At 69.2% G+C, this 22,210-nt stretch carries 20 protein-coding genes; 8 read left to right on the forward strand and 12 right to left on the reverse strand.

What is annotated here, in order from left to right:
- Window positions 1–35: 35 nt before the first annotated feature.
- From JYK02_RS04625 to JYK02_RS04640, 4 genes are all read right to left on the reverse strand, one after another.
- The gene (locus JYK02_RS04625) at window positions 36–524 is read right to left on the reverse strand and encodes a hypothetical protein (RefSeq protein WP_207048690.1); all 489 of its coding nucleotides are present in this window, start codon (window positions 522–524) and stop codon (window positions 36–38) included.
- Between the two features lie 5 nt (window positions 525–529).
- On the reverse strand, window positions 530–1,075 hold the full coding sequence (locus tag JYK02_RS04630) for a zf-HC2 domain-containing protein (protein WP_207048618.1): 546 nt from the start codon (window positions 1,073–1,075) through the stop codon (window positions 530–532).
- Window positions 1,075–1,647 carry a sigma-70 family RNA polymerase sigma factor gene (locus JYK02_RS04635; RefSeq protein ID WP_207048619.1) on the reverse strand — a complete coding sequence of 191 codons (573 nt, stop codon included), beginning with the start codon at window positions 1,645–1,647 and terminating at the stop codon, window positions 1,075–1,077. The genes JYK02_RS04630 and JYK02_RS04635 overlap by 1 nt, the downstream gene beginning before the upstream one ends.
- A 151-nt stretch (window positions 1,648–1,798) precedes the next feature.
- Complete coding sequence (locus tag JYK02_RS04640) at window positions 1,799–2,275, reverse strand: peroxiredoxin (RefSeq protein ID WP_207048620.1); 477 nt, start codon at window positions 2,273–2,275, stop codon at window positions 1,799–1,801.
- A 122-nt stretch (window positions 2,276–2,397) separates the two neighbouring features.
- Here JYK02_RS04640 and JYK02_RS04645 point away from each other — a divergent pair, with 122 nt between their 5' ends.
- The 4 genes from JYK02_RS04645 to JYK02_RS04660 all read left to right on the forward strand — a co-directional run bounded on the left by JYK02_RS04645 (window position 2,398) and on the right by JYK02_RS04660 (window position 8,038).
- Entirely contained in the window at window positions 2,398–3,567 is a 1,170-nt protein-coding gene (locus JYK02_RS04645; RefSeq protein ID WP_347402428.1) for a YcaO-like family protein, read from the forward strand.
- A complete protein-coding gene (locus JYK02_RS04650) occupies window positions 3,564–4,733 on the forward strand; it encodes a TfuA-like protein (RefSeq protein WP_207048621.1) in 1,170 nt (389 codons plus the stop codon). The genes JYK02_RS04645 and JYK02_RS04650 overlap by 4 nt, the downstream gene beginning before the upstream one ends.
- Before the next feature lie 381 nt (window positions 4,734–5,114).
- Window positions 5,115–7,010 (forward strand): serine/threonine protein kinase, encoded by a 1,896-nt coding sequence (locus tag JYK02_RS04655; RefSeq protein WP_207048622.1) that lies wholly within the window; start codon window positions 5,115–5,117, stop codon window positions 7,008–7,010.
- Window positions 7,011–7,129: 119 nt separating this feature from the next.
- Window positions 7,130–8,038, forward strand: coding sequence for a DUF2381 family protein (locus tag JYK02_RS04660; RefSeq protein ID WP_207048623.1), 909 nt, complete (start codon window positions 7,130–7,132; stop codon window positions 8,036–8,038).
- A gap of 3 nt (window positions 8,039–8,041) precedes the next feature.
- On the opposite strand, the gene JYK02_RS04665 is transcribed toward JYK02_RS04660, so the two are convergent.
- From JYK02_RS04665 to JYK02_RS04680, 4 genes are all read right to left on the reverse strand, one after another.
- Window positions 8,042–8,947 carry a DUF3396 domain-containing protein gene (locus JYK02_RS04665; protein WP_207048624.1) on the reverse strand — a complete coding sequence of 302 codons (906 nt, stop codon included), beginning with the start codon at window positions 8,945–8,947 and terminating at the stop codon, window positions 8,042–8,044.
- Window positions 8,944–9,735, reverse strand: a complete 792-nt coding sequence (locus JYK02_RS04670) for a hypothetical protein (protein ID WP_207048625.1) — start codon at window positions 9,733–9,735, stop codon at window positions 8,944–8,946. Before JYK02_RS04670 ends, JYK02_RS04665 begins: the two co-directional genes overlap by 4 nt.
- Before the next feature lie 120 nt (window positions 9,736–9,855).
- Window positions 9,856–10,767 carry a type VI immunity family protein gene (locus tag JYK02_RS04675; protein ID WP_207048626.1) on the reverse strand — a complete coding sequence of 304 codons (912 nt, stop codon included), beginning with the start codon at window positions 10,765–10,767 and terminating at the stop codon, window positions 9,856–9,858.
- Window positions 10,767–11,336 carry a hypothetical protein gene (locus JYK02_RS04680; protein WP_207048627.1) on the reverse strand — a complete coding sequence of 190 codons (570 nt, stop codon included), beginning with the start codon at window positions 11,334–11,336 and terminating at the stop codon, window positions 10,767–10,769. The genes JYK02_RS04675 and JYK02_RS04680 overlap by 1 nt, the downstream gene beginning before the upstream one ends.
- Before the next feature lie 286 nt (window positions 11,337–11,622).
- Here JYK02_RS04680 and JYK02_RS04685 point away from each other — a divergent pair, with 286 nt between their 5' ends.
- Window positions 11,623–12,396, forward strand: a complete 774-nt coding sequence (locus tag JYK02_RS04685) for a DNA-methyltransferase (protein WP_207048628.1) — start codon at window positions 11,623–11,625, stop codon at window positions 12,394–12,396.
- Here JYK02_RS04685 and JYK02_RS04690 read toward each other — a convergent pair.
- Window positions 12,375–13,013, reverse strand: coding sequence for a hypothetical protein (locus tag JYK02_RS04690; protein WP_207048629.1), 639 nt, complete (start codon window positions 13,011–13,013; stop codon window positions 12,375–12,377). The two genes, JYK02_RS04685 and JYK02_RS04690, sit on opposite strands and share 22 nt — an antisense overlap.
- 71 nt (window positions 13,014–13,084) lie before the next feature.
- Here JYK02_RS04690 and JYK02_RS04695 point away from each other — a divergent pair, with 71 nt between their 5' ends.
- From JYK02_RS04695 to JYK02_RS04705, 3 genes are all read left to right on the forward strand, one after another.
- A complete protein-coding gene (locus tag JYK02_RS04695) occupies window positions 13,085–14,362 on the forward strand; it encodes a dicarboxylate/amino acid:cation symporter (protein ID WP_207048630.1) in 1,278 nt (425 codons plus the stop codon).
- 76 nt (window positions 14,363–14,438) lie between these two features.
- Window positions 14,439–14,921 (forward strand): FKBP-type peptidyl-prolyl cis-trans isomerase, encoded by a 483-nt coding sequence (locus JYK02_RS04700; protein ID WP_207048631.1) that lies wholly within the window; start codon window positions 14,439–14,441, stop codon window positions 14,919–14,921.
- 62 nt (window positions 14,922–14,983) lie between these two features.
- Window positions 14,984–16,879 carry an OPT family oligopeptide transporter gene (locus JYK02_RS04705; protein ID WP_207048632.1) on the forward strand — a complete coding sequence of 632 codons (1,896 nt, stop codon included), beginning with the start codon at window positions 14,984–14,986 and terminating at the stop codon, window positions 16,877–16,879.
- A gap of 10 nt (window positions 16,880–16,889) precedes the next feature.
- On the opposite strand, the gene JYK02_RS04710 is transcribed toward JYK02_RS04705, so the two are convergent.
- From JYK02_RS04710 to fusA, 3 genes are all read right to left on the reverse strand, one after another.
- Complete coding sequence (locus JYK02_RS04710) at window positions 16,890–17,711, reverse strand: flagellar motor protein MotB (RefSeq protein WP_242588321.1); 822 nt, start codon at window positions 17,709–17,711, stop codon at window positions 16,890–16,892.
- Between the two features lie 202 nt (window positions 17,712–17,913).
- Window positions 17,914–19,845 (reverse strand): ATP-binding cassette domain-containing protein, encoded by a 1,932-nt coding sequence (locus JYK02_RS04715; RefSeq protein ID WP_207048634.1) that lies wholly within the window; start codon window positions 19,843–19,845, stop codon window positions 17,914–17,916.
- A gap of 104 nt (window positions 19,846–19,949) precedes the next feature.
- Window positions 19,950–22,067 (reverse strand): elongation factor G, encoded by a 2,118-nt coding sequence (gene fusA, locus JYK02_RS04720; protein ID WP_207048635.1) that lies wholly within the window; start codon window positions 22,065–22,067, stop codon window positions 19,950–19,952.
- Window positions 22,068–22,210 lie beyond the last annotated feature (143 nt).

Genomic DNA, 22,210 nt, shown 5'->3' on the forward strand with positions numbered 1-22,210 from the left:
GCCCGTCCGGCTCCGACTTCCGGGAGGGGCGGCCGTCAGTCGCCGCGCGGTTCCTTGAGCCCCTTGAGCTTCATGCCCTTCCCGCCCTCGGAGCGGGCCATGAGCATGGCCAGCCGCGCGCGCTTCTGGGGGGACAGGTCCTTGGCGAGCGCCTGGTACAGCTCCCGGTCCAGCGCGGCGATCTGCGCCCGGGCGTCGAAGGCCTTCTGCGCCGCCGCGTCCACCTGTCCCAGCGCCGCGCTGTCGCCGCGCGCCGCCTGGTGGAGGATGCGCGCGGACTCCCGCACCTGCTCGCGCAGCGGGCGGCGGCGGTCCTCGAAGCGGCGCAGCGTCTCATCCATCTTCAGGGCCTGCGCGCTGTCCAGCTCCAGCGTGTCCGCCAGCTCCAGCACCTGCCGCAGCCGCTGCCGCTGCTCGGCCCGGGCCATGCGGTCGGGGTCACGCCCGCCCGGCGGCTGCGGCATGGGCTGCGCCAGCGCCATCACCGGCAGCGCGAATGCGAGCACCAGGGTCATCCGCTTCATCGTCTTCACAGTGTCTCTCCCAGGTCGAAGTCCCCATCCAGGTCGGCGTCGTCGCCCTCCCACGTCAGGTCCTCGTCCGCGCTGTACCCCGAACCGTCATCCTCCAGCGGATCCAACCCGGCCCACGCCTCGAAGGCGGCCAGCGTCTCCGGGTCCACGTCGTCGCGGGTGCTCGCCGTCCGCTCGGGGGCCGGCGCCGTCGCCGGGTGGGGCGCCTTGAGCCGCTCCAGCGCGGAAGGCCCCAGCATCAGCGCCACCACCGCCGCCACCGCCGCGAGCGACCCCAGCGCCCGGCGGCCCATGCCCCGGCGCGACTGCTCCCGGCGCCAGGCGGCCAAGGTCCTGGAACCCAGCCCCTCCTGCGCGCGCACCTCCACGGGCGTCTGGGGCGGCAGCGCCACCCGCCCGAGCACCTCGCGCGCGGCGGCCACCTCCGCCTGGCAGGCCGCGCAGGAATCCAGATGGGCCTGGAAGCGTGTGGCCTCCTCGCCCTCCAGCGCCTCCGCGGCGTGGAGGCTCGCCTGCTCCTCGTATTCCACGCACGCACCCATCACTGCGTCTCCCCGGCCACGTCGGCCTTCAAGCGTTTCACCGCGTGGTGGAACTGCACCTTCGCGTTGTTCTCCGTGATGCCCAGCGTCTCCGCGATGTCCTTGAACGGCAGTCCGCCGTCCACCCGCAGCGTCAGCACCTCGCGCTGACGGCGGGGCAGGGCGAGCACCGCCTGACGCACCCGCTGCCCCTGCTGGGTGCGCTCCAGGGACGCCTCCGCGCCCTCGCCCGGGTCCGCCGCCACGTCATCCGTCACCGGCGCCACCAGCACCGGCCGCCACCGCAGCCCCTGGCGCGCGTGGTTCTTCGCCAGGTTGAGCGCCACGCGCACCAGCCACGCGCGGAACGGCGTGGGCGTGGTGGGGGTGAGCCTCGCGAACACCCGTCGCGATGCCTCCAGGGCCCGCAGGAACGCCTGCTGCGTCAGGTCCGCCGCGTCCTCCGCGCTCACGGTGTAGCGGCGCATCAGTGAGAAGACGAGGCCCCGGTGCCGCTCGAAGAGCTGGCCGAACGCCGCCGCGTCCCCCGCGAGGAAGGCCCCGCAGAGGGCCTCGTCCGAGAGAGCGCTCACGGCCCCACCGGGCCGCACCAGTCCTAGCACCCGTCCGCTCACAGGGGCTCCAACCCTCCAGGGGGCGAAAGGTTATTTTCCGGCGCGCATTTCGCCCCAAGGGCCGGACAGGAGACGTCCGGTACCGGGCAGGCGGGCGGGCGCGGGCCCCTCAGGCGGAGGCGGTGCTGCTGCCCGGGGCGGGGTGGGCCTGGAGGTACTTCAGCACGTCGTCCAGGTGGCGGTAGACGCGCACCTCGTGGTGGATGACGTGCTCGACGGTGCCGTCCGCGCCGATGATGAAGGTGACGCGCCGGTCGATGTTGAGGACGGGCCACAGCACGCCCCAGGCGCGGCTGATCCGCCGCTCGTCGTCCCCCAGGAGGGCGAAGTGGATGCCCTCCTGCTGGGCGAAGTCGCACTGGGTGGTGAGCGTGTCCACGGAGACGCCGACCAGCTCCGCGCCCAGCTCGCGGATCCGCTCGTGGTTGTCCCGGAACGCCCTGTTCTCGATGGTGCAGCCCACCGTGAAGGCGCGCGGGAAGAAGAAGAGCACGACGCGCCGGCCTCGCAGCTCCGACAGGCGCACGGTCTGCCCATGGCAGTCGGTCGCGGCGAAGTCAGGTGCGAGGTCTCCGACGGCAATCATGCGATGCGTGCTCCATCCCCAACGGCGGGAGTTGTCCTTCCCCTACCACGTTTTCCCCGCCATCCCATGCCGCGCCGCGCCGGGTGTCCGCTCCCAGGGGAATCTGGCTAAGGTGCCCCGCCGTGTCGCCTGCCTTGACGGACCCCGCCACCCCCGCCTTCCTCGATGCCCTGGCCCGAGGCCTGGGCGTGACCCGCGTCGCCCGCGTCACCGGCCTGGACCGCACCGGCGTGGAGGTCGCCTGCGCGGTGCGTCCGGGTGGACACGTGCTCCAGGTGTGTAACGGCAAGGGGCTCACCTTCGAGGCCGCGGCCCGGGGGGCGCTCTTCGAGACGGCCGAGCTGTGGGCGGCGGAGACGGTCCGGCCGGAGCGGCTGCGCTGGGGCTCCCAGGCGGAGCTGGAGCGGGCAGGCGACCCGGTCTGGGGCGTGGAGGCGCTGGGGTCGGCGGGGGCGGTGGTGGCGCCCAGGCTCGCGGGGCCGGCGGTGCGGCTGGCCTGGTGCGAGGCGCGGACGCTGGACGGGGATGAGCGCGTCTGGGTGCCGGCGCAGGGCGTGTACTGCCCGCCCGCGGGGACGGCGGAGCTGGGGCCGCTGTCGGTGGCCTGGACGACGAATGGCTCCGGGGCGCATCCGGAGCCGGAGCCGGCGCTGCTGCACGCGCTGCTGGAGGCCACGGAGCGCGACCAGTTGGCGAGGGCGTTGCCGGAGGGCTGGTCGGAGGAGGGCGTGGTGGGGCGGATGCTGCGGCCGGAGGGCCTGGAGGACGAGGCGCCGCGCACGGCCGCCCTGCGGGACACCCTGGAGGCCCGGGGCTTCCGCGCCTACCTCTTCGACGTGACGCCCGCGCCCAGGACGCGGGGCCGGGTGGGGCTGCCGGTGGCGGCGGCGGTGCTGGTGGACGCGGACGAGGGGCCGGTGCCCCTCACGGCCGGCTACGCGTGTGCGTTGGACCGGGACGAGGCCCTGCACAAGGCCCTGCTGGAGGCCGCGCAGTCGCGGCTGACGGACATCCACGGCGCCCGTGAGGACGTGGCGGCGGCGGACCGCGAGGCGGCGCTGGGGTTCGCGCAGGCCCTGGCGGAGGTGCGGCCGCGCCGGGCCGTGGACGCGATGCCGGACGTGACGGTGCGGCGGGCCGGGACGGCGACGGCGACGGTGCGCGCGGTGCTGTCGTTGCTGCACGGCGCGGGCTTCACCCGGGTGGCGGGCGTGGCGCTGGACGCGCCGGTGCCCGGGCTGCACGTGTGGAAGGTGGTCGTGGCGGGCATGCGCGTCTCGGAGCTCCTGTGAAACGGCGATCGGACGACCTGGTGGTGTTCCTGGGGCCCTCGCTGCCCGAGGCGGAGGCGCGGCGGATCGCCCCGTGCACGGTGTTGCCTCCCGCGCGGCAGGGCGACGTGTGGCGGGCGCTGTCGCTCAAGCCCCGGGCCCTGGTGCTGGTGGACGGCGTCTTCGAGGCCCAGCCCTCCGTCTGGCACCACGAGCTGCTCGCCGCGATGGAGGTGGGCGTGGCGGTGTTCGGCGGTGGCAGCATGGGCGCGCTGCGCGCCTCGGAGCTGGCCGGGCAGGGCATGGTGGGCGTGGGCCGCATCTTCGGGTGGTACCGCGACGGCGTGGCGGTGGATGACGCGGAGGTGGCGCTCCTGCACGCGGACGCCGAGCACGGCTGGCGTCCCCTCACCGTGCCCCTGGTGAACGTGCGGCACGCGGCGGAGCAGGCACGCAAGGCGCGCGTGCTGGGCCACCCGGGCGCGCAGGCGCTGGTGGACGCGGCGGCGGCCGTCTTCTACCAGGAGCGCACCTGGGCGCGGATCCGCGAAGCCGTGGAGCCCGCGTGGACCCGGCCCGTGCGCGACGCCTGGGACGCGTGGTTCGCGAACGGGGTGGAGGACCTCAAGCGGCTGGACGCCATCGAGTGCATCCGCACGGCGGCGGACTTCGTGAGCCGGGGAGAGCCGCCACGGCCCGGCGAGCGGCGCAATCCGTCCTCGCTGGTGCGGCGCCGGCGCCTGACGGAGGACGTGACGCGCGTGGGCCCGCGCCCCGTGGACTCCGGACGCGTGATGGAGCTGCTGCGGGGCGCACCGGACGCGGCGGCATGGGCGGAAGCCGGCCTGCGGCGCGCGTTGCTCGCGGGGTGGGCGCGTTCGCTGGGGCTCGACGCGACGGAGGAGGAGATCGCCGCGGAGGAGGCCGCGTGGTGGAAGGAGCGGGGGATCCGCGCGTCCCGCCGCGAGGCCTTCCTCGCCGCCAGCGGACTCGATGGACCGGGGCTGCGCCGGCTGTGTGAGGCCCGGGCACTGGAGCGGCTGGCGCTGCTGAACGCCTCGAGGCTCCTGCCGGACGGCCCCTCCTGGGACGAGGCCCTGGCCTCCGAGGCCCGGCTGGGCGGCCAGTGGGAGCAGGCCGCCCGAGCGCTGGCGGAAGCGGACGAAGGGCCTGACGAAGGCCCCTGACGGCCTGTCCCCGAGCAATCCCAGACAGGGCCCCTTCCGTCACGGAGACGGGCTGAAACCTGTTTCACGCACCCCCGTGGCCCCCAGGCACCCTGGCGGGTTGGACGCGTGTTCAGGTCCAACCCTCCTGCTGCGTCACGAAAAAACGTGACAGTCCCGCACGGACGGATAGGGTCAACCCCGGAGGTTGTCCGCATTGAACACCGCTCCCCGGGTGGTTCCGCCAAGTGGGTCCGCGCCGTCGCCGGCCGGGCACGCTCGTGGATTGCGGGGAATCCGACCTCCGCAGTGGGACGTGGCAGGGAAGGGGCCCTCTCGGGTCCTGAAATGCTGGGGAGGTGTCCCCACCTCCCAGGTTGTGTCACGGCTTGAGTCAGGGACATGACCTCGCCGATCCACCCGGACCAGCTTGAAGTCGGCCACCACGTCGGCCCGTGGCGAATCGTGGGCTTCCTGGGCGCGGGAGGCTTTGGCCGGGTCTTCAAGGTGGAGCGGGGCGGGCACGTCTACGCGTTGAAGCTCGCGCTGCGGCCGGCGAACCAGCACGCCCCGGATGAAGAGGACGTCAACGGACGGCTCTCGCGGGAGGTGGCGGCGCTGCTCGCGTGCGCGCCGCACTCCAACCTGCCGCGCGTGCACGCGGTGGACCGTTGGCCGGAGCCGCCGGACGGCTACCTCTTCCACGTCACCGACTTCGTGGATGGCGAGACGTTTCACGAGTGGCGCTGGCGCGTGAAGCCCTCCGCCGCGCACCTGCTGACCGTCTACACGGAGGTCGTGCGGGTGTTCGCGGATCTCCACCGCCGGGGCGTGCTGCACCGCGACCTCAAGGCGGACAACCTGCTCGTCCGCCGCTCCGACGAGCGGCCCATCCTCATCGACCTGGGCACGGCACGCATCCCCGGGGCCTCCACGCTGACCGTCGGTGTCGCGCCCGCGTCGCCCCACCTGCTGCCTCCCGAGTGCGTCGCGTTCCTGCGCGAGGGCTCCTGGAAGTCGGGAGCGAACTTCGACGCGGGCATCCCGGGCGACCTCTACGCCCTGGGCGCGCTGCTCTACGAGTCGCTGACGGACGGCTACGCCTTCGACCCGCGCCTGCCCTACGAGCGGCTGCTGCCCGCCATCGAGACGGTGGTGCCGCGCGCTCCGAAGGACATCAACCCCAAGGTTCCGTCCAGCCTGTCGGACATCGCGATGCGGCTGCTCTCCAAGCGCCCCGAGGATCGTTACTCGGGAACGGAGACGCTGCTGCAGGCGCTCTGGGAGGCGGCCAAGGACAAGCGCCACTCGGACTGGAAGGTGTCCCTGGACATCCCGGCGGATCCGGACGCGTCCGGTCTGGACCGGGGCGTGGTGCTGCTGTCGCAGTACCCCGGGAGAGCCACCGAGTCGGAGTCCGGTGCCACGGAGCCGTCGAGCCCGCCCGCCACCGTGGAGCCCTCGGTGGCGCCCAGGCGGCGCCGTCATTCCGGAGCGGTGCTCGGCCTGGGAGCACTGCTGCTGGGGCTTTTGATCTTCGGGCTGGTCCAGCTGACACCGGACCGGCCTCCACCTGCCGTAGCGCCTGTGTCTGAGAAAGGAAGTCTGTCCGTGACCCCAACCCCGAGTCTTCCCGATGCCGCCGTGCTCGCGGTGGCCGCTTCCCCGGATGCGGGAGCCTCCCCCGTGGTGGAGCCGACTCCGTCCGCACCGCCCGAGGTCGCGAGCGCGCCCGCGAAACCCTTGCGTGCGGACGGGGGCGTCATGCGGAAGATCGCCGGAGCGGCCGTGGCGGCTTGCGTGGGTGTGTCCTGCGCGGGCGGCAACGCCAACACCCGCAGGGAGCAAGGCGAACCGTGCCCGCCGGGGGCCAAGGCGGCCATGACGGAGTTGAAGCTCATCGGGAGCAGGGGCATGAACGCCCTCTACCTGGAAGAAAGCGACCGCGGCGCGATGCAGGTCCGCGAAGGGCCCATCGTGGGCATTCTCCATGGAGGGAGTCGGGCGGCCGAGAACCTGCCGGTGGGCTCGAAGGTGAGGGGCCGCGCCGTGTTCGCGCCAAGGGAGACGAGGCTCTACTTCACGGAGGCCACCCTGCCCGATGGACGGGTCGTCCCCCTGTGCATGGAGTTCTACGACAAGGTTCGCGATCGATGGGGCTGGCTGAAAGACTCGGACGTGTTCACCCAGTACGGGTATATGGACACAGCCACCGTTCGTTACATCCCGGTCCAGCCAAACAATGTGCTGGCGGTCAAGCGACTCTACAACTCCAATGAGGTTGAGGAAGGAGAGTAGAGACTTCGCCCCAATGATGCCCGCTCACGGAGATGGGTCATTGTCGAGCGGCGGGCACGCGTAGCGCTCCGTGGTAGAAGAGAACTCCTGCCGCCCCGGTTCGAGGAGCCCTCACCCCTGTGCCCTCCTGTCTGTTCGTCGCGCTTCCGGTTCTTCTCTGGTCAACAAGCGTCCTGGCAGCGCCTCCCGTGGAAACGGCAGCCGTTGAAGGAATGCTCCGAGTGGAAGTGGGAGCGGAGGAGACACGGACGCGCCCCATCCGCATCGGGCCTGGGGTGAGCACCACGCTGCTCTTCGATACCGAGATCCAGCAGGACCAGGTGAGCCTGGAGTCGCGCGAACAATTCGCGCGGGTGAGCACGGGCGGCTCAATCCTCGTGCTCATTCCTTCCAATGACTTGCAGCAGGGGGAAACGTTGAACTTGTCCATCCCGTTCAGGGATGCAGCCCCGGCTCTTCCCTCGCGGTTGACATTGACCCTGGTGGTGGACTCCGGTGCCGTGGACAGGCAGGTGGAAGTCTACCGACGAGCGCGCTCCGCCGAGTCATACCGCCTGGAAGTGCAGCAACTGCGCATGGAACTTGAACGCTTGCGTCAGGAGCGGATTCCCCAGCACGGAGGGGTGTGCGAACAGGCGGGCTTTCGGGGGCTCCTGGGGGCTACGACGAGCTTTCCTGGCATATCGGTCGGGGACAACGCGATGTTGATGCATTGCAGTCAGTCCTGTTCATTGAATGTCGAAAAGAGCTGGACGTACACGGCGGGGAAGCGGCGGGCCGTGATGTTGTTGCTGCGGGCGGTCGACAAGAAGCCATGGACCATCGGGCGGGCTGTGCTGGTGGACCGGAAGGGAAGGGAATGGGAGTCCCTGCCGGCCGCACAGTCCGGGCCCATCACCTCGCAATCCTCGGCGACGCTGCTCCTGGAGTTCGACATGAACAACCCGGAGTTGGATGGCTATCAACTGAACGTCTCGGATGAGGACGGCGGTCGGACCGTACAGTGGAGCGGCATCAAGTTCCCCTGAGTCTCAGTCCAGGAACCGGCGCTCCCAGCGCCGTTGGGCCTCGCGCCCCCAGGAAGGGCGGAAATTGCCCCAGAAATACATCCACGGCTCCAGGACGCGGGCCAATTCACGGTAGGCCGGTAGCACGGGGCTTTGCGTCGTATCGCCCGCGTCGGGTTCAGGTCCCAGGGTGATGACCGCGCGTCCCTCGGCCAGAGGCTGGACGGTCGTGTCTGGACTCTTGAGCCTTTCGTGGAGGGCCTCCACGCCGCCCAGCTCCGCGAGCACCGGAGGGCCCAGGAAGTTCATCCAGTGGACGCCACGGATACGGTTACTCAGGTGCAGGGATGCGGACTCATCGGGAACATCGATTCCCGGATGACGCAGGCGTTCGCGATCAACCAGGTCGTCGACACCCAGGAGATCGAACTGGGCATTGAATGCGAGGCCCGCGTGCCCGGAGGTAAACGGCAGGCCTGCGGAGAGCTTCAATGCCAGTTCGTGGACAGCGACTGGGCCTTGCGACTCCAGGAACTCCGTGGGGAGCCAGAAGGTGACGGTGCTCAACGACCGCGATGCATCTGGGTCGTTGGGGTTCTCTCTCCACTGACCGCGGTAGACAAACTCGTAGTCGCCTACTCCATTGGTATGGTTCACCAAGTGGATGTGGGCTGAACTGGTGGAGCGGAATTCCTGCTCCAAGAACATTCGTCCGGCCCCATCCAGTTTGCGGTAGTCCCCTTCATAATCGCAATACCAATCCAGGGACGCCGGGGCGATGGCGTGCTGAAACACATGGAGGGAATGCTCAATGCGCTGGGTGATGTCCTGGTGGGAATGGCTGATGTAGAATGAAATGCTGACGCCATCCCGGATCAGCATCCCTCCATGACCGGCACGAATCCTGATCTGCGGGTGAGGGCGAGTCATGGTGTTGCTCCAAGGATGGGGACGATGAGCCAGGGGCGAACCCCCAAGGCCTGTTCATATATCTCGCCTTGCGTCTTTCCTTCATGCGGGTGCCCGCGAGGATAGGGTCGCCAGTTCGGGTTATTGCTGATGGGGCAGGGGAACTTGAAGTCGAAGCTCTCCTCAACGCGCAGTGGGTTTCCAGAATGGATGACCACGTCAGGGACAATCGTCCCTCGAAGCTGTCCTGTTCGACCTGTGCGGATCATCGCCTGCGCTTCTCCAGGTGAGATCAGTTCCAAGGTCTTCGTGTCCCGGTCGTACCGGTAGCGCTGTTCCAGGCTGAATCCGCCGGGCCGTTCGATGGACAAGCGAGCCTGGACGCAGCGAAGGGCCACCGTGTGCTTCTCCTGACCCAGGTGCATGGCCCGGGTGATGGGTTGGCCGGCCGCATCCGTTCCGACCTGCTCCTGGCACTGCTTCGCCGTCGGCGTCTTGCCGTCCATCAGCCTCAGGTTCACGTCCCAGTCCGCCTGGGTCGCGCACTCCTTCATGAGCTCCCTCAGGCGGGCCAGCCCCTCCGAATCCATGGCCCGCAGCGCCCCTGCCACGGAGGCACCTGCCTGTGCCGTGGAGCGGACCCCAGCGGACACGGCCATGTCCGCGCAGTAGGCAGGGTTGTGCCGGCACGCGTTCGTGCCTGAATCGAAGGTCTGCTGGTACTCCCGCCGCGTCTGTGCGCCGCCCCCGGCCTGACACCCGGAGAGCAGCAGCCAGCCCAGGAGGACCGCCGTGTGACGAATCCGCATGGCCTCCGAGCGTGCCAGAATCCCTTCGACTCCGCTCCGGAGTGATTCCGACGCTCGAGCCCAAGGACTACCAGGCTGTGCAGGGGCGTGACATCGACTTGCCCGAGCCTGACGCCCACCTCAATCCAGGAACCGGCGCTCCCAGCGGCGCAAGGCGTCGTTGTCACGGTAGGGACGTGAGACCTCTCGCGCCGCGAACCAGGGCTCCAGGATTCGAGCCAGTTCGCGGTGCGCGGGTAGCACGCGCCCTTCATTCATATCGCCCGCGTCAGGCTCAGGCCCCAGGGTGACGACGGCGCGGTCCGCTCCAAGCGCCTGCACGGAAGTCCCCGGTGTCTGGAGGCGTGCCGTCAGCGCGGAAGTGCCTCCCAGCGCCTCAAGCACCGGCGGTCCCAGGAAGTTCATCCAGTGGACGCCCTGGACCTTCTCTCCCACCGAGTATGCGTTGTTGTGTTCATCCGGCACATCCATGCCGGGATAACGGAGGCCGAGCTGAAACATGTGCCGCATGAGATCTTTTATGCCCAGCCAGGCATGGAATGACGGCCCTGCATGCCCGGAGTTGAGGGGCAGCAGTTTTGCCAATGCAAGGGCAAGTTCTCGAAACGAACCGCTGCCCTGGGATTGGAGGAACTGGGCGGGAAGCCAGAAGGAAGCCGCACAGGTGTGTAGGCCCGGTGCGCGGCGGCTCTCCGGTGAATCCAGGTCGACGCCCCGGTAAAGGAACTGAAAATCGACGAGGCTTCCGTAGCTGTCCCGCAGTTGGACGCGCGGGGCTGGATGTCTCATCAGTTCCTGATGGGTTGATTCGAGTGCTGCGTCATCCAGTTCCTGCCATTCACCTTCCACATCTGGGTACCAGGTCAGCGCCTGTCGACCGACAGCTTGGATGTAGGTCGTCAGTGCTTGTGAGATCAGAGGGGCCAGTTCCCGATGCGAGCGTCGCATGTAGAAGCAGATGCTGAGGCCCGCCTTCATGATGACGGAGCCGTGCGCGGCGACCATTTCGACAGAGGGCAGGTTCCAGGACATCAGTAGACTCCCACGATGGGCGAGACGCGGAATGCATCGACGCCCAATGCCTCTTCATACATTTCACCCTGGAGCCTGCCCTTCCAGGGATGCCCTTCGGGGTACATTCGCCAGATACCTTCCTTGCCAATAGGGCAGGGGAACTTGAAGTCGTAGCTCGCTTCAGCGCGAAGCGGGTCTCCAGAATGGATGACAATGTCGGGCACAATCGTCCCGCGGAGCCGTCCTGTTCGACCCGCGCGGATCAGCGCCTGCTCTTCTCCAGGAGAGATCAGTTCCAGGGTCTTCGTATCCCGGCCGTATCGGTAACGCTGTTCCAGGCTGAACCCACCGGGACGCTCGACGGAGAGACGCGCCTGGACGCACCGAAGGGCCACCGTGTGCTTCTCCTGCCCCAGTTGCATGGCCCGGGTGATGGGTTGGCCGGATGCATCCGTTCCGACCTGCTCCTGGCACTGCTTCGCCGTCGGTGTCTTTCCGTTGAACATCCGCAGGTTCACGTCCAGGTCCGCCTCGGTCGCGCAAGACGTCAGCAGCTCCCTCAGGCGTGCCTCAGCCGCCGCATCCATGGCCTTCAGTGCCCCTGCCACGGACGCACCGGCCTGTGCCGTGGATCGCACCCCAGCGGACACAGCCATGTCCGCGCAGTAGGCAGGGTTGTTCCGGCACGCGTTCGTGCCTGAATCGAAGGTCTGCTGGTACTCCCGTCGCGTCTATGCGCCGCCCGCGGACTGACACCCGCAGAGCAGCAACCAGCCCAGCAGGGCCGCCGTGTGACGAATCCGCATGGCCACCGAGCGTGCCAGAATCCCCTCAGCCCCGTCCCTCATGCCGGGTAGGGTGCGGCTCCACACGATGACCTCCGACCTCACGCCCGAATCCCTGCGCTGCGTCCGCGCCGACTCGCGCGAGCCCGAGGGCTACCGGGCCGCCCTCGGCGACACCCGCGCGTCCCTGCTCCACACGGATCCGCCCTATTGCCTGCTCACCCGGCGGCGCAAGGGCGGCGACCTGCGCGACCCCCGCGCGAACAAGAAGATCGACCGCAACCCCATCGTCCGCTTCGAGTCCGTGCGCGACTACCGCGTCTTCTCCGAGGCCTGGCTCACCCGCGCCACCGCGCACCTCACCGCCGACGCGCCCCTCATCATCTGGACGAACCTGCTGGGCAAGGAGCCCATCCTCTCCGCCGCGCGCGACCTGGGCTACACCCACCTGCGCGGCGAGTACGTCTGGGGCAAGCGCACCACCGACAAGAACGCCAACGAGCAGCTCCTGCGCGTCTACGAGGTCGCCCTCGTCATCGCCCGCACGCCCGCGCCGCCGCTCGCGCCCGGGGACGCCCCCACCGTGTGGGCCGTCGTCGGCGGCTACGACGATGACGCGGAGGCCGTGCAGTGGGGCGGCCACCCGCACCACAAGCCCTTCTCCGTGCTGGAGCCCCTGGTCCGCACCTGGAGCCGCCCCGGCGACACCGTGCTGGATCCGTTCGCCGGCAGCGGCTCCATGCCCTCCGCCGCCCTGCGCCTGGGCCGCCGCCCCGCCTGCATGGAGGTCGAACCCGAGTGGGCCGAGCGCGTCACCCACCGCCTGCGCGAAACCGCCCGTCAGCTCGCCAGCGCCCGGTAGAAGCGCGTCTCGCTCCACGTGGGCACGTCCGTGGGACGGTGGCCCCACCAGTTCATCACCAGCGTGCGCCGCTCGCGCGAAGGCCCCGGCAGCTTCCCCTCCGGGACCTGGTTGTTCGCGTCCAGCACCCCGTGCGTCAGCGTCCCGTCGAACACCACCAGCCGGTTGGGACGCGGCGCCACCAGCGTCAACTCCTCCAGCCGGTCCGGCGCGAGCGACGGGTTGTCCTCCGACGGCAGCTCCCGCGTCACCGCCAGCGCGCCGCCCCGCACCCGGTTGAGGAACAACACCGACGAGCGCACCGGATGCACCAGCTTCCCCGTCGCCAACGCCAGCCGCTCATCCCGGTCCTGGTGGAAGTCCACCCGCACGTCCGTGGCCTTCATCCGCGACAGCCACCACTCCACGCCGGCAATCTTCCACCCCTTCGTCACCCGGGGCCGCAGCGCGTGGATGACCTCCTCCACCACGTTCTCTGGATGCCCGAAGGCGTACCAGAACGTCGTCTGGTACGTGTGACGCAGCCGCTCTCCCTTCAAGTCCCCCACGCGGCGCGACAGCCGGCGGAAGAGGGGGAGGGGCAGGGCGGGCTCGGTGAGCTGGACGAGGGATTCCACGATGGGGCGGAAGCTTTCCCCCGAACGCGAGGTGGGCGCCACCCTCTTTCACCGGTAGGCTTCGCCCCCTCATGAAGCCCCATCAGAAGATGCTCCTTGGCATTTCCGTCGGCGCGGTGGCCGGGCTCGTCTGCAACGCCGTGTTCGGGAGCGCGGGCTGGCTCACCTGGACCGTCGAGCACGTCACCAACCCCGTGGGGCAGATCTTCATCCGCCTGCTCCTGATGCTCGTCGTGCCGCTCCTGTTCTCCGCGCTCGTCGTCGGCGTGGCGGAGCTGGACCTGAAGCAGGTGGGACGGCTGGGCGCCCGCACGCTGGGCTACACCGTCGTCTTCTCCGTCATCTCCGTGCTCATCGGCCTGTTGCTCGTCAACACGCTGCGCCCCGGAGACGGCCTGAGCGACGAGGCCCGGGCCCTGGCCCGCACGGGCACGACCATCAAGCCCGCGCCGCCCCCCGGGGACACGTCCGCGGGCGCGCTGTTCATGTCCATGGTGCCCACCAACCCGCTGAAGGCCGCGGCGGACGGGGACATGATTGGCCTCATCGTCTTCTCGCTCATCTTCGGCCTGGGCCTGGCGCTCACGCCGGGCGAGCCCGCGCAGCGGCTCAAGGACGTCGTCCAGGGGCTCTACGACGTGATGATGAAGCTCATCGACGGCGTGCTCCAGCTGGCGCCCGTGGGCGTGGGCGCGCTGCTGTTCTCCATGACGGCGCGGCTGGGCTTCCACATCCTGGGTCAGCTGGCGTCGTACGTGGGCGTGGTGCTGCTGGCGTTGAGCATCCACATGTTCGTCATGTACTCGCTGTCCGTGCGCTTTCTGGGCGGGCGCAACCCGGTGGAGTTCTTCCGCTCCTGCCGGCTGGCCATCGTCACCGCGTTCTCCACGTCCTCCTCCAGCGCCACGCTGCCCACCGCGCTCAAGGTCGCGGAGGAGAACCTCAAGCTGCCGCGCAACGTGTCGCGCTTCGTGCTCACCGCCGGCTCCGCGATGAACCAGAACGGCACCGCGCTCTTCGAGGGCGTCACCGTCCTCTTCCTCGCGCAGGTGTACGGCGTCCAGCTGGGCCTGGGGCAGCAGGCGACCATCATGTTCATCTGCGTGCTGGCGGGCATTGGCACCGCGGGCGTGCCGGCGGGCTCCATCCCTGTCATCGCGATGATCCTCGGCATGTTCAACATCCCCGTGGAGGGGCTGGGCCTCATCCTCGGCGTGGACCGCTTCCTGGACATGTGCCGCACCGTGCTCAACGTGACAGGAGACCTGGCCGCCGCGGTGTACGTGTCGCGCGGCGAACCCCCCGACCGTCCGGTCGGCGAGGAGGCGGCGGAGTCCCCCGCGGCCTGAGCCATGGTGTCACCCCGGTTCCACCTTTGACCGAAGTCCCATCCGCTGTCTTCCGAAGCCAAGGAGCTTCCGCCGCATGAAAATCGCCAACGGTAAGGTCGTCGCGCTCGAGTACCGCCTCCACCTGGGAGACGGGCAGGTCATCGACCAGAGCGCCCCGGGCCAGCCGCTCGCCTATCTGCACGGGCACGGGCAGATCGTCCCCGGCCTGGAGGGCGCGCTGGGCGGCCTGGGCGTGGGTGAGAGCAAGCAGGTGGTGGTGGCGCCGGATCAGGGCTACGGCAACCACAACCCGGAGGGCGTGCGGACCGTCCCCCGCTCCATGCTGCCGCCGGGCTTCGCGCCCCAGGTGGGCCAGACGCTGATGGCGCAGACGGAGGACGGCAACATCCCCCTGCGCATCCAGACGGTGAACCCGGACTCCGTCGTGGTGGACTTGAACCACCCGCTCGCCGGCAAGACGCTCCACTTCGATGTCACCGTGCGCGAAGTGCGTGACGCGACGCAGGAAGAGCTCACGCACGGCCACGTGCACGGGCCGGGCGGCGCGCACGAGTAACGCCCCGGGACGGCACGGAGCGTTTCGTTCCTCCGGGGGGCGTGAACTATCTTGCGCCCCCCATGGCTCCTCCCGTCCCGAACCCCAGCCAGCTCCGCGTCCCCCCGCCCGACCCCGGCGCCGTCCCTGACCGGCCCGGCGCCTCCGCGGCCATGGATCCGGAGCTGTACTGGCGGGAGCACGTCTACCAGGGCGGCGCGCGGCAGCTCACCGTGCGCGCCGTCATCGCCGGGATGCTCATTGGCGCGGTGATGTGCCTGTCCAACCTCTACGTCATCCTCAAGACGGGCTGGAGCCTGGGCGTCACCATCACCGCGTGCATCCTGGCGTTCGCGGTGTTCGGCACGCTGCGCTCGCTGAAGGTGCTGCGCCGCGAGTTCACCGACCTGGAGAACAACGCCATGGGCTCCGTGGCGTCCGCCGCGGGCTACATGACGGGCGGCGGCAACATGGCCGCGGTGCCCGCGCTGCTGATGCTCACCGGCACGCTGCCGTCGTCCGGCTGGCTGATGGTGTGGTTCGCCGTCATCTCCGCGCTGGGCGTCTTCGCCGCCATCCCCATCAAGCGCCAGCTCATCAACATCGAAGCGCTGCCGTTCCCCACGGGCACCGCCACCGCGGAGACCATCCGCGCGCTGCACGGCCACGGCGACGTGGCCCGCCGCAAGTCGTACCTGCTGCGCCTGGCGGCGGAGGTGGGCGTGCTGCTGGTGTTGTTGCGCGAAGGCCGCTCTCCGTGGCTGAGGAACCTGCCGGAGAAGGTCAGCCTGCCGTTCAGCATCCTGGGCCGTGAGGCGGGCAAGTGGTCCCTGTCCTTCGACTTCAGCTTGCTGCTCATTGGCGCGGGCGCGCTGGTGAACTTCCGCACCGGCTGGTCCATGCTCCTGGGCGCCATCCTCAACTACGGCTTCCTCGCGCCCGCCATGGTCTCCAGGGGTGTCATCCCGGAGGTGACGTACAAGGCCATCAACAGCTGGTCGCTGTGGACGGGCTCCGCGGTGCTGGTGTCGTCCGGCCTGTTGTCCTTCGCGTTCCAGTGGAAGAGCGTGGTGCGCTCCTTCTCCGCGCTCGGCGGGCTGGTGGGGATGAAGCCCAAGGAGGGAGCGAAGGAGGATCCGCTGGCGGACATCGAGTGCCCGCCGGCGTGGTTCCCCCTGGGCTTCGCGCTGCTGGGCCCGGTGGCCGTCTTCCTCATGGCCTACCTGTTCCAGATTCCCTGGTGGGCCGGCGTGCTCGCGCTCCCCCTGGCGGTGGTGATGGGCGTCATCGCGTCGCGCGTGACGGGCGAGACGGACACCACGCCCACCAAGGCGCTGGGGCCCGTCACCCAGCTCATCTTCGGCGGCCTGGCCCCGGGCAACATCCCCGCGAACGTGATGAGCGCCAACGCCACGGGCGGCGTGGGGCTGCACTCGGCGGACCTGCTCACGGACCTCAAGTCCGGGTGGCTTCTGGGCGCATCGCCGCGTCAGCAGTTCTTCGCGCAGCTGTTCGGCGTGGCCGCGGGCGCCATCGTGGTGGTGCCCATCTTCAAGCTGCTGGTGCCCACCGCGGACGTGCTGGGCACGGAGCAGTTCCCCGCGCCTGCCTCCATGGTGTGGGCCGGCGTGTCGAAGATGCTCGCGTCGGGTGTGGCCGCGCTGCACCCCACCGCGCGCATGGGCGCCCTGTGCGGCGCGCTGTTGGGCATCGCGCTGGTGCTGCTGGAGCGCTGGGCCCATCCGAAGGTGAAGGCCTTCATTCCCACCGCGTCCGGCCTGGGGCTGGCCATCGTCATCCCCGGCTCCAGCTCCATCAGCCTCTTCGTGGGCGCGGCGCTGGCGGCGCTCATCCGGCGCGTGAAGCCGAAGCTCGCGGAGGACTCCGTGCTGCCCGTCTCCTCCGGCTTCATCGCGGGCGAAAGCCTCACGGGCATCGCCATCGCGATGTCGAAGGCCTTCGACCTCATGCCGAAGTAGCGACGGGCCTTCAGTCCACCTTGCTGGTGGCGAAGGACAGGCCCGCGACGAAGCGGAAGGTGGGCGTGTCCAACCCCGCGCCCACGCCTGGACCGCCCATCACATACAGGTCCAGGCTGGACAGGGCGTGGCGGCGGATGGCGATGAGCAGCTCCGCCCCCACGCGCCCGCCGTCCAGCGGGATGCCCGAAATCACGCTCACCTCGCCGCGCGTCATCTCGCCGTGCAGCGACGTCACCGTGGCGCCCAATCGCAGCTCATTGCCCACGACGTCCCGCGGGTCGTAGGACACCGGGCCCAGATCCTGGCGCTTGCGCAGGAACACGCCGGCCTCGCCGCCCAGCTGGAAGCCCTCGCCCACGTAGCCCAATTGCAGACGCGGCTGCCACGCGTAGTCCTCGTGCGCCAGGGCCTCGCGGCTGCCCACGGGCAGGCCCGCCGTCAGCGCCACCGCCACGTTGAGGGGCGCCCCCTTCGACTGGCGCAGCAGCGCCGCTCGCGCGGTCAGCCACGGCGTGGCGAGCCCTCCGGACTTCGGCCCGAAGTACTCCAGCGTGGGCTTGCCGCCCTGCGTGAGGACGAAGGGCAGCTCCGCCCCCACGTCCAGCCAGGACAGCACGCCAAAGCCCACCGTCAGGTGGGCGGTCATCTTGTTCTCCACCAGCCCCGTGCCCTCACCGGGCTCCCAGCGTGTCTGGAAATGCAGGGGGAGCTGCTCGTAGTGGTAGTTCAATCCCACCCGCAGTTGCCCCGGCTCCAGCGTCCGGCCCGTCCCCACCACCAGCGACCCCAGGGCGCCCGGGTCCAGGCGCAGCCGTTGCAGGTCAAACATGGGCAGCGGGTTCTTGGGGCCACCTTCCTGGGCGAGGGCAGGGAAGGGGAGGGACAACAGGGCAGCGGCGATGACCGAGGCCGGACGAAACACGTGACGACTCCCGAGGCGGAGGGACGCGGACTCTAGCCAGAGTCCCCCGATCCGAAAATCATGCACGGGTGCGGCGCGAAGGTGTTTGCCCCGCGCAAATACTGCCCTGTCAGGCCGTTCCGGCCGCCAGGTCCTGCAATTCCTGCCATCGCGTATAGAGCCGATCCACCTCGGCGGTGGTGGCCTCCAGCGCCTGGTTGACCTCCGCGGATTTGGAGCCGCTGCTGTAGACGGCGGGGTCGGCCAGCTGGGCCTCCAGCTCCGCCTTGCGCTTCTCCGCGGCCTCGATGGTGGCCTCCATGCCGTCCAGCTCGCGCTGGTCCTTGTAGGAGAGCTTCCCGGGCTTCTTCTGCGCGGGCTTCGCGGCGGCGGCCTCCTCGCGGGGCGGCGGCTCGTCCTTCTTCTGCGCGGCGGCCTTGAGCGCGGCGGCCTGCGACTGCTCGCGCAGCCGCTTGTACATGTCGTAGTTGCCCTCGTAGCGGGTGACCTTGCCCTCGCCGTCGAAGGAGAGGATGGCGGTGGCCACCTTGTCGAGGAAGTACCGGTCGTGCGTCACCAGCAGCGTGCTGCCCGCGAAGTCCAGCAGCAGGCGCTCCAGGATGTTGAGCGTGACGATGTCCAGGTCGTTGGTGGGCTCGTCCAGCACCAGCACGTTGGCCCCTTCCAAAAACAGCCGCGCCAGCAGCAGCCGGTTGCGCTCGCCGCCGGACAGCGCGCCCACCTTCATGCGCTGCATGGGCACCGGGAAGAGCAGGTCCTCCAGGTAGTCGCGCAGGGCCACCTTGCGGTCCGCCAGCTCCACGTGGTCCTCGCCGTTGGAGGCCGCGTCGTACACCGTCTGCTCGGGGTCCAGCTGCGCGCGCTGCTGGTCGTAGTAGGCGACCTTGGTGTTCTTCCCGATGACGAGCTTGCCGCTGTCCGCCGGGATTTCGCCCAGCAGCACGCGCAGGAAGGTCGTCTTGCCCACGCCGTTGGGGCCCAGGAAGCCCACGCGCTCGCCGCGCTGGAGGCGGAAGTCCACACCGTCCAGCACCTTGCGCTCGCCGAAGGCCTTCCGCAGCCCTTCCGCCTCGATGACGGTGTGGCCCAGCCGGGGCGCCGCCACGACCTTCAGGTCCGCCACCTTGGGACGCTGGAAGCCCTTCTCCGCCAGCAGCTTCTGCGCCCGTTCGATGCGCGCCTTGCTCTTGGTGCGCCGCGCCTCCGGGCCCTTGCGCAGCCACGCCACCTCCTGCGCAATCCAGCGGCCGCGCTTGTGCTCCGCGACCTCCGCGTTCTCCTGCGCGACGAGCTTCTGCTCCACGTAGGCCGCGTAGTTGCCGGGATAGGAGATGAGCCCGCCGCCGGGCTGGATCTCGACGATGCGGTCCACCAGGTCATCCAGGAAGTAGCGGTCGTGCGTCACCAGCAGCAGCGCCCCGGGCAGCTTGTCCAGCTCGTCCTCCAGCCAGTCCACGGTGTCCGCGTCCAGGTGGTTGGTGGGCTCGTCCAAGAGCAGCAGGTCCGGCCGCGTGAGCAGGGCGCGGGCAATGGCCACGCGCTTCTTCAATCCTCCGGACAGCTGCGCCACCGGCCGGTCCCAGTCCTTCACGCCCAGCCGGTCCAGCAGCGTCTTCGCGTGGTGCTCCGTGTCCCAGCCGCCTGCCTGCTCAATGCGGTCGCTCAGCGCGGACAGCTGCTCCAGCATCTTGGGGGTGGCGTTCGCGGGGTCCGCCTCCATCCGCCGGGACAGCTCCGCGTGCGCCGCCAGCGCCTCCTTGAGCGGCGCCTGGGACACGGCCAGCTCGCTCGCCACGGTGGCGCCCTCGGGGAACTCCGGCTCCTGGGGCAGGTAGGTGACGCGAGCGCCCCGGCGCAGCTGCAGCTCGCCCAGGTCCGGCTTCGCCGCGCCGGCCAATATCTTCATCAGCGACGACTTGCCGGAGCCGTTGACGCCGACCAGGCCCACGCGCTCGCCCTCCTCGATGGTGAAGGTGAGGCCCTCGAAGACGGTGCGGCTGCCGAAGGCGAGCTGGACGTTGGCGGCGCGAAGCAGCGTCACGGAAAGGAACCTTTCGAAAGGGGGGACTTCAGAAAACGAAAAGGCGCCCCCCACCTGAAGCGGGGAGCGCCCTTCCTACAGCCAGTGCGGCGTCGGCACCCGGACTACTTGCGGGCAGCCTGCTCCGCGGCCTGCTTCTCCTTGTACTGCGCCATCAGGGCCTCCGCCTCGTTGCGCGGGACCGGCATGTACTTGGCGAACTCCATCGTGAACTCGCCCTTGCCCTGGGTCGCGGAGCGCAGGTCGGTGGAGTAGCCGAACATCGTGTTCAGCGGCACTTCGGCCACGGCCGTGACGTAGCCTTCCGCGGTGCCCGTCTCCAGGATGGTGCCGCGGCGCTGGTTCAGCTGGCCGACGACGGAACCCTGGAAGTCTTCCGGAGCCGTGACTTCGACCTTCATGATCGGCTCGAGGATGACCGGCTTGGCGGCGGCGTAGCCCTCGCGGAAGCCCATGATGGCGGCCGTCTTGAACGCCATTTCGGACGAGTCGACCGCGTGGAACGCGCCGTCATTGATGACCACGCGCAGGCCCACCACGGGGAAGCCGATGAGGCTGCCCTTCTTCACGGCCTCCTGGAAGCCCTTGTCGCACGCGGGGATGAACTCGCGCGGGATGGAGCCACCGACGATGTCGTCCACGAACTCGTACTGCTGCACGGCGTCCGAGGGCAGGGGCTCCACGTAGCCGCACACGCGCGCGAACTGACCCGAACCACCGGTCTGCTTCTTGTGCGTGTACGCGAACTCGCCCTTCTGGGAGATGGTCTCGCGGTACGCCACCTGGGGCTTACCGGCGACCACCTCGCAGTTGTACTCGCGCTTCATGCGCTCGATGTAGATCTCCAGGTGGAGCTCGCCCATGCCGCTGATGATGGTCTGCGCGGACTCTTCGTCACGGCGCACGCGGAAGGTGGGGTCTTCCTTGTGGAAGCGGTTGAGCGCCTTGGAGAAGTTCGCCAGCGTGTCGCGGTTCTTCGGCGTGACCGCCAGCGAGATGACCGCGTCCGGCACGAACATGGACGTCATCGTGTACTGCACGGTGCCGTCGGTGAACGTGTCGCCGGAGGCGCACTCGATGCCGAACAGCGCGACGATGTCGCCGGCCGTGGCCTCGTTCACGTCGTGCATTTCCGACGCGTGCATGCGGACGATGCGCGGAACCTTGACCTTCTTCTGGTTCACCTGGTTGATGATGAAGTCGCCCTTGCTCACCTTGCCCTGGTAGATGCGCATGTAGGTGAGCTGGCCGTAGCGACCGTCTTCCAGCTTGAACGCCAGGCCGACGAAGGGCTTGGCCGGGTCCGACTCCAGGATGACCTTGGCCTCGTTGTTCTTCTGGTCGAGGGCCTCGTTGGTCGCTTCCTTGGGGTTGGGCAGGTAGCTGCACACCGCGTTCAGGAGCAGCTGCACGCCCTTGTTCTTGTACGCGGAGCCGCACATCACCGGCGTCATCTTCAGCGCGATGGTGGCGCGGCGCACGGCGGCGCGGAGCTGCGCCTCGGTGATGGAGGCCGGGTCCATGAGGAAGGCCTCGCCCAGCTCGTCGTCGACGTTGGCGATGCCCTCGATCATCTCGTCGCGGCGCAGCTTGGCCTCGTCCAGCATGTCCGCGGGGATGGCCTCCTCACGGATGTGCTCGCCGTTCTCGCCGTCGAAGTAGAACGCCTTCATCGACAGCAGGTCGATGAGGCCCTGGAAGCGGTCCTCCGCGCCGATGGGGTACTGGAGCTTCACCGCGTGGTGGCCCAGCTTCTCCTTCAGCTGCGCGGCAACGCGGTCGTAGTTCGCGCCCGAGCGGTCCATCTTGTTGATGAACGCGATGCGCGGAACCTTGTAGCGCTTCATCTGGCGGTCCACCGTGATGGACTGCGACTGCACGCCCGACACGGAGCAGAGCACCAGGATGGCACCGTCGAGGACGCGGAGCGCGCGCTCCACCTCGATGGTGAAGTCCACGTGTCCCGGCGTGTCGATGAGGTTGATGTTGAAGTCGCCCCACATCGCGTACGTGGCGGCGGACTGGATGGTGATGCCCTTCTCACGCTCCAGGTCCATCGAGTCCATGACCGCGCCCACGCCGTCCTTGCCGCGGACCTCGTGGATCTCGTGGATCTTGCCCGTGTAGAACAGGATGCGCTCGGACAGCGTCGTCTTGCCCGAGTCGATGTGGGCGGAGATACCGATGTTACGAATCTTCTCGATGGGTACGTTGGAGGCCACGATCCGGTCCTTCTTCGTTTGAAAAAATTGCCTGAGGGAACAGAGCAGGCGGGGCCCTTACTTCCCACAGGACCCAGTTACCAGACAAATCCGCATGACGTAGGGCGTACATCCGCCTACGTTCCGCCGTTCCCGGTTCCGAC

It is taken from the genome of Corallococcus macrosporus, from assembly GCF_017302985.1.
GTDB classification, from domain to species: Bacteria; Myxococcota; Myxococcia; order Myxococcales; family Myxococcaceae; genus Corallococcus; species Corallococcus macrosporus_A.

What these genes read in the sequence shown, in the direction of transcription:
- JYK02_RS04695 (WP_207048630.1), top strand. Translation starts at nt 13,085, where the DNA reads ATGAAGCCCCATCAGAAGATGCTCCTTGGCATTTCCGTCGGCGCGGTG.
- JYK02_RS04675 (WP_207048626.1), bottom strand. Translation starts at nt 10,767, where the DNA reads ATGTCCTGGAACCTGCCCTCTGTCGAAATGGTCGCCGCGCACGGCTCC.
- JYK02_RS04710 (WP_242588321.1), bottom strand. Translation starts at nt 17,711, where the DNA reads ATGTTTGACCTGCAACGGCTGCGCCTGGACCCGGGCGCCCTGGGGTCG.
- JYK02_RS04655 (WP_207048622.1), top strand. Translation starts at nt 5,115, where the DNA reads ATGACCTCGCCGATCCACCCGGACCAGCTTGAAGTCGGCCACCACGTC.
- JYK02_RS04705 (WP_207048632.1), top strand. Translation starts at nt 14,984, where the DNA reads ATGGCTCCTCCCGTCCCGAACCCCAGCCAGCTCCGCGTCCCCCCGCCC.
- JYK02_RS04670 (WP_207048625.1), bottom strand. Translation starts at nt 9,735, where the DNA reads ATGCGGATTCGTCACACGGCGGTCCTCCTGGGCTGGCTGCTGCTCTCC.
- JYK02_RS04680 (WP_207048627.1), bottom strand. Translation starts at nt 11,336, where the DNA reads ATGGATGCGGCGGCTGAGGCACGCCTGAGGGAGCTGCTGACGTCTTGC.
- JYK02_RS04640 (WP_207048620.1), bottom strand. Translation starts at nt 2,275, where the DNA reads ATGATTGCCGTCGGAGACCTCGCACCTGACTTCGCCGCGACCGACTGC.
- JYK02_RS04630 (WP_207048618.1), bottom strand. Translation starts at nt 1,075, where the DNA reads ATGGGTGCGTGCGTGGAATACGAGGAGCAGGCGAGCCTCCACGCCGCG.
- JYK02_RS04700 (WP_207048631.1), top strand. Translation starts at nt 14,439, where the DNA reads ATGAAAATCGCCAACGGTAAGGTCGTCGCGCTCGAGTACCGCCTCCAC.
- JYK02_RS04685 (WP_207048628.1), top strand. Translation starts at nt 11,623, where the DNA reads ATGACCTCCGACCTCACGCCCGAATCCCTGCGCTGCGTCCGCGCCGAC.
- JYK02_RS04625 (WP_207048690.1), bottom strand. Translation starts at nt 524, where the DNA reads ATGAAGCGGATGACCCTGGTGCTCGCATTCGCGCTGCCGGTGATGGCG.
- JYK02_RS04665 (WP_207048624.1), bottom strand. Translation starts at nt 8,947, where the DNA reads ATGACTCGCCCTCACCCGCAGATCAGGATTCGTGCCGGTCATGGAGGG.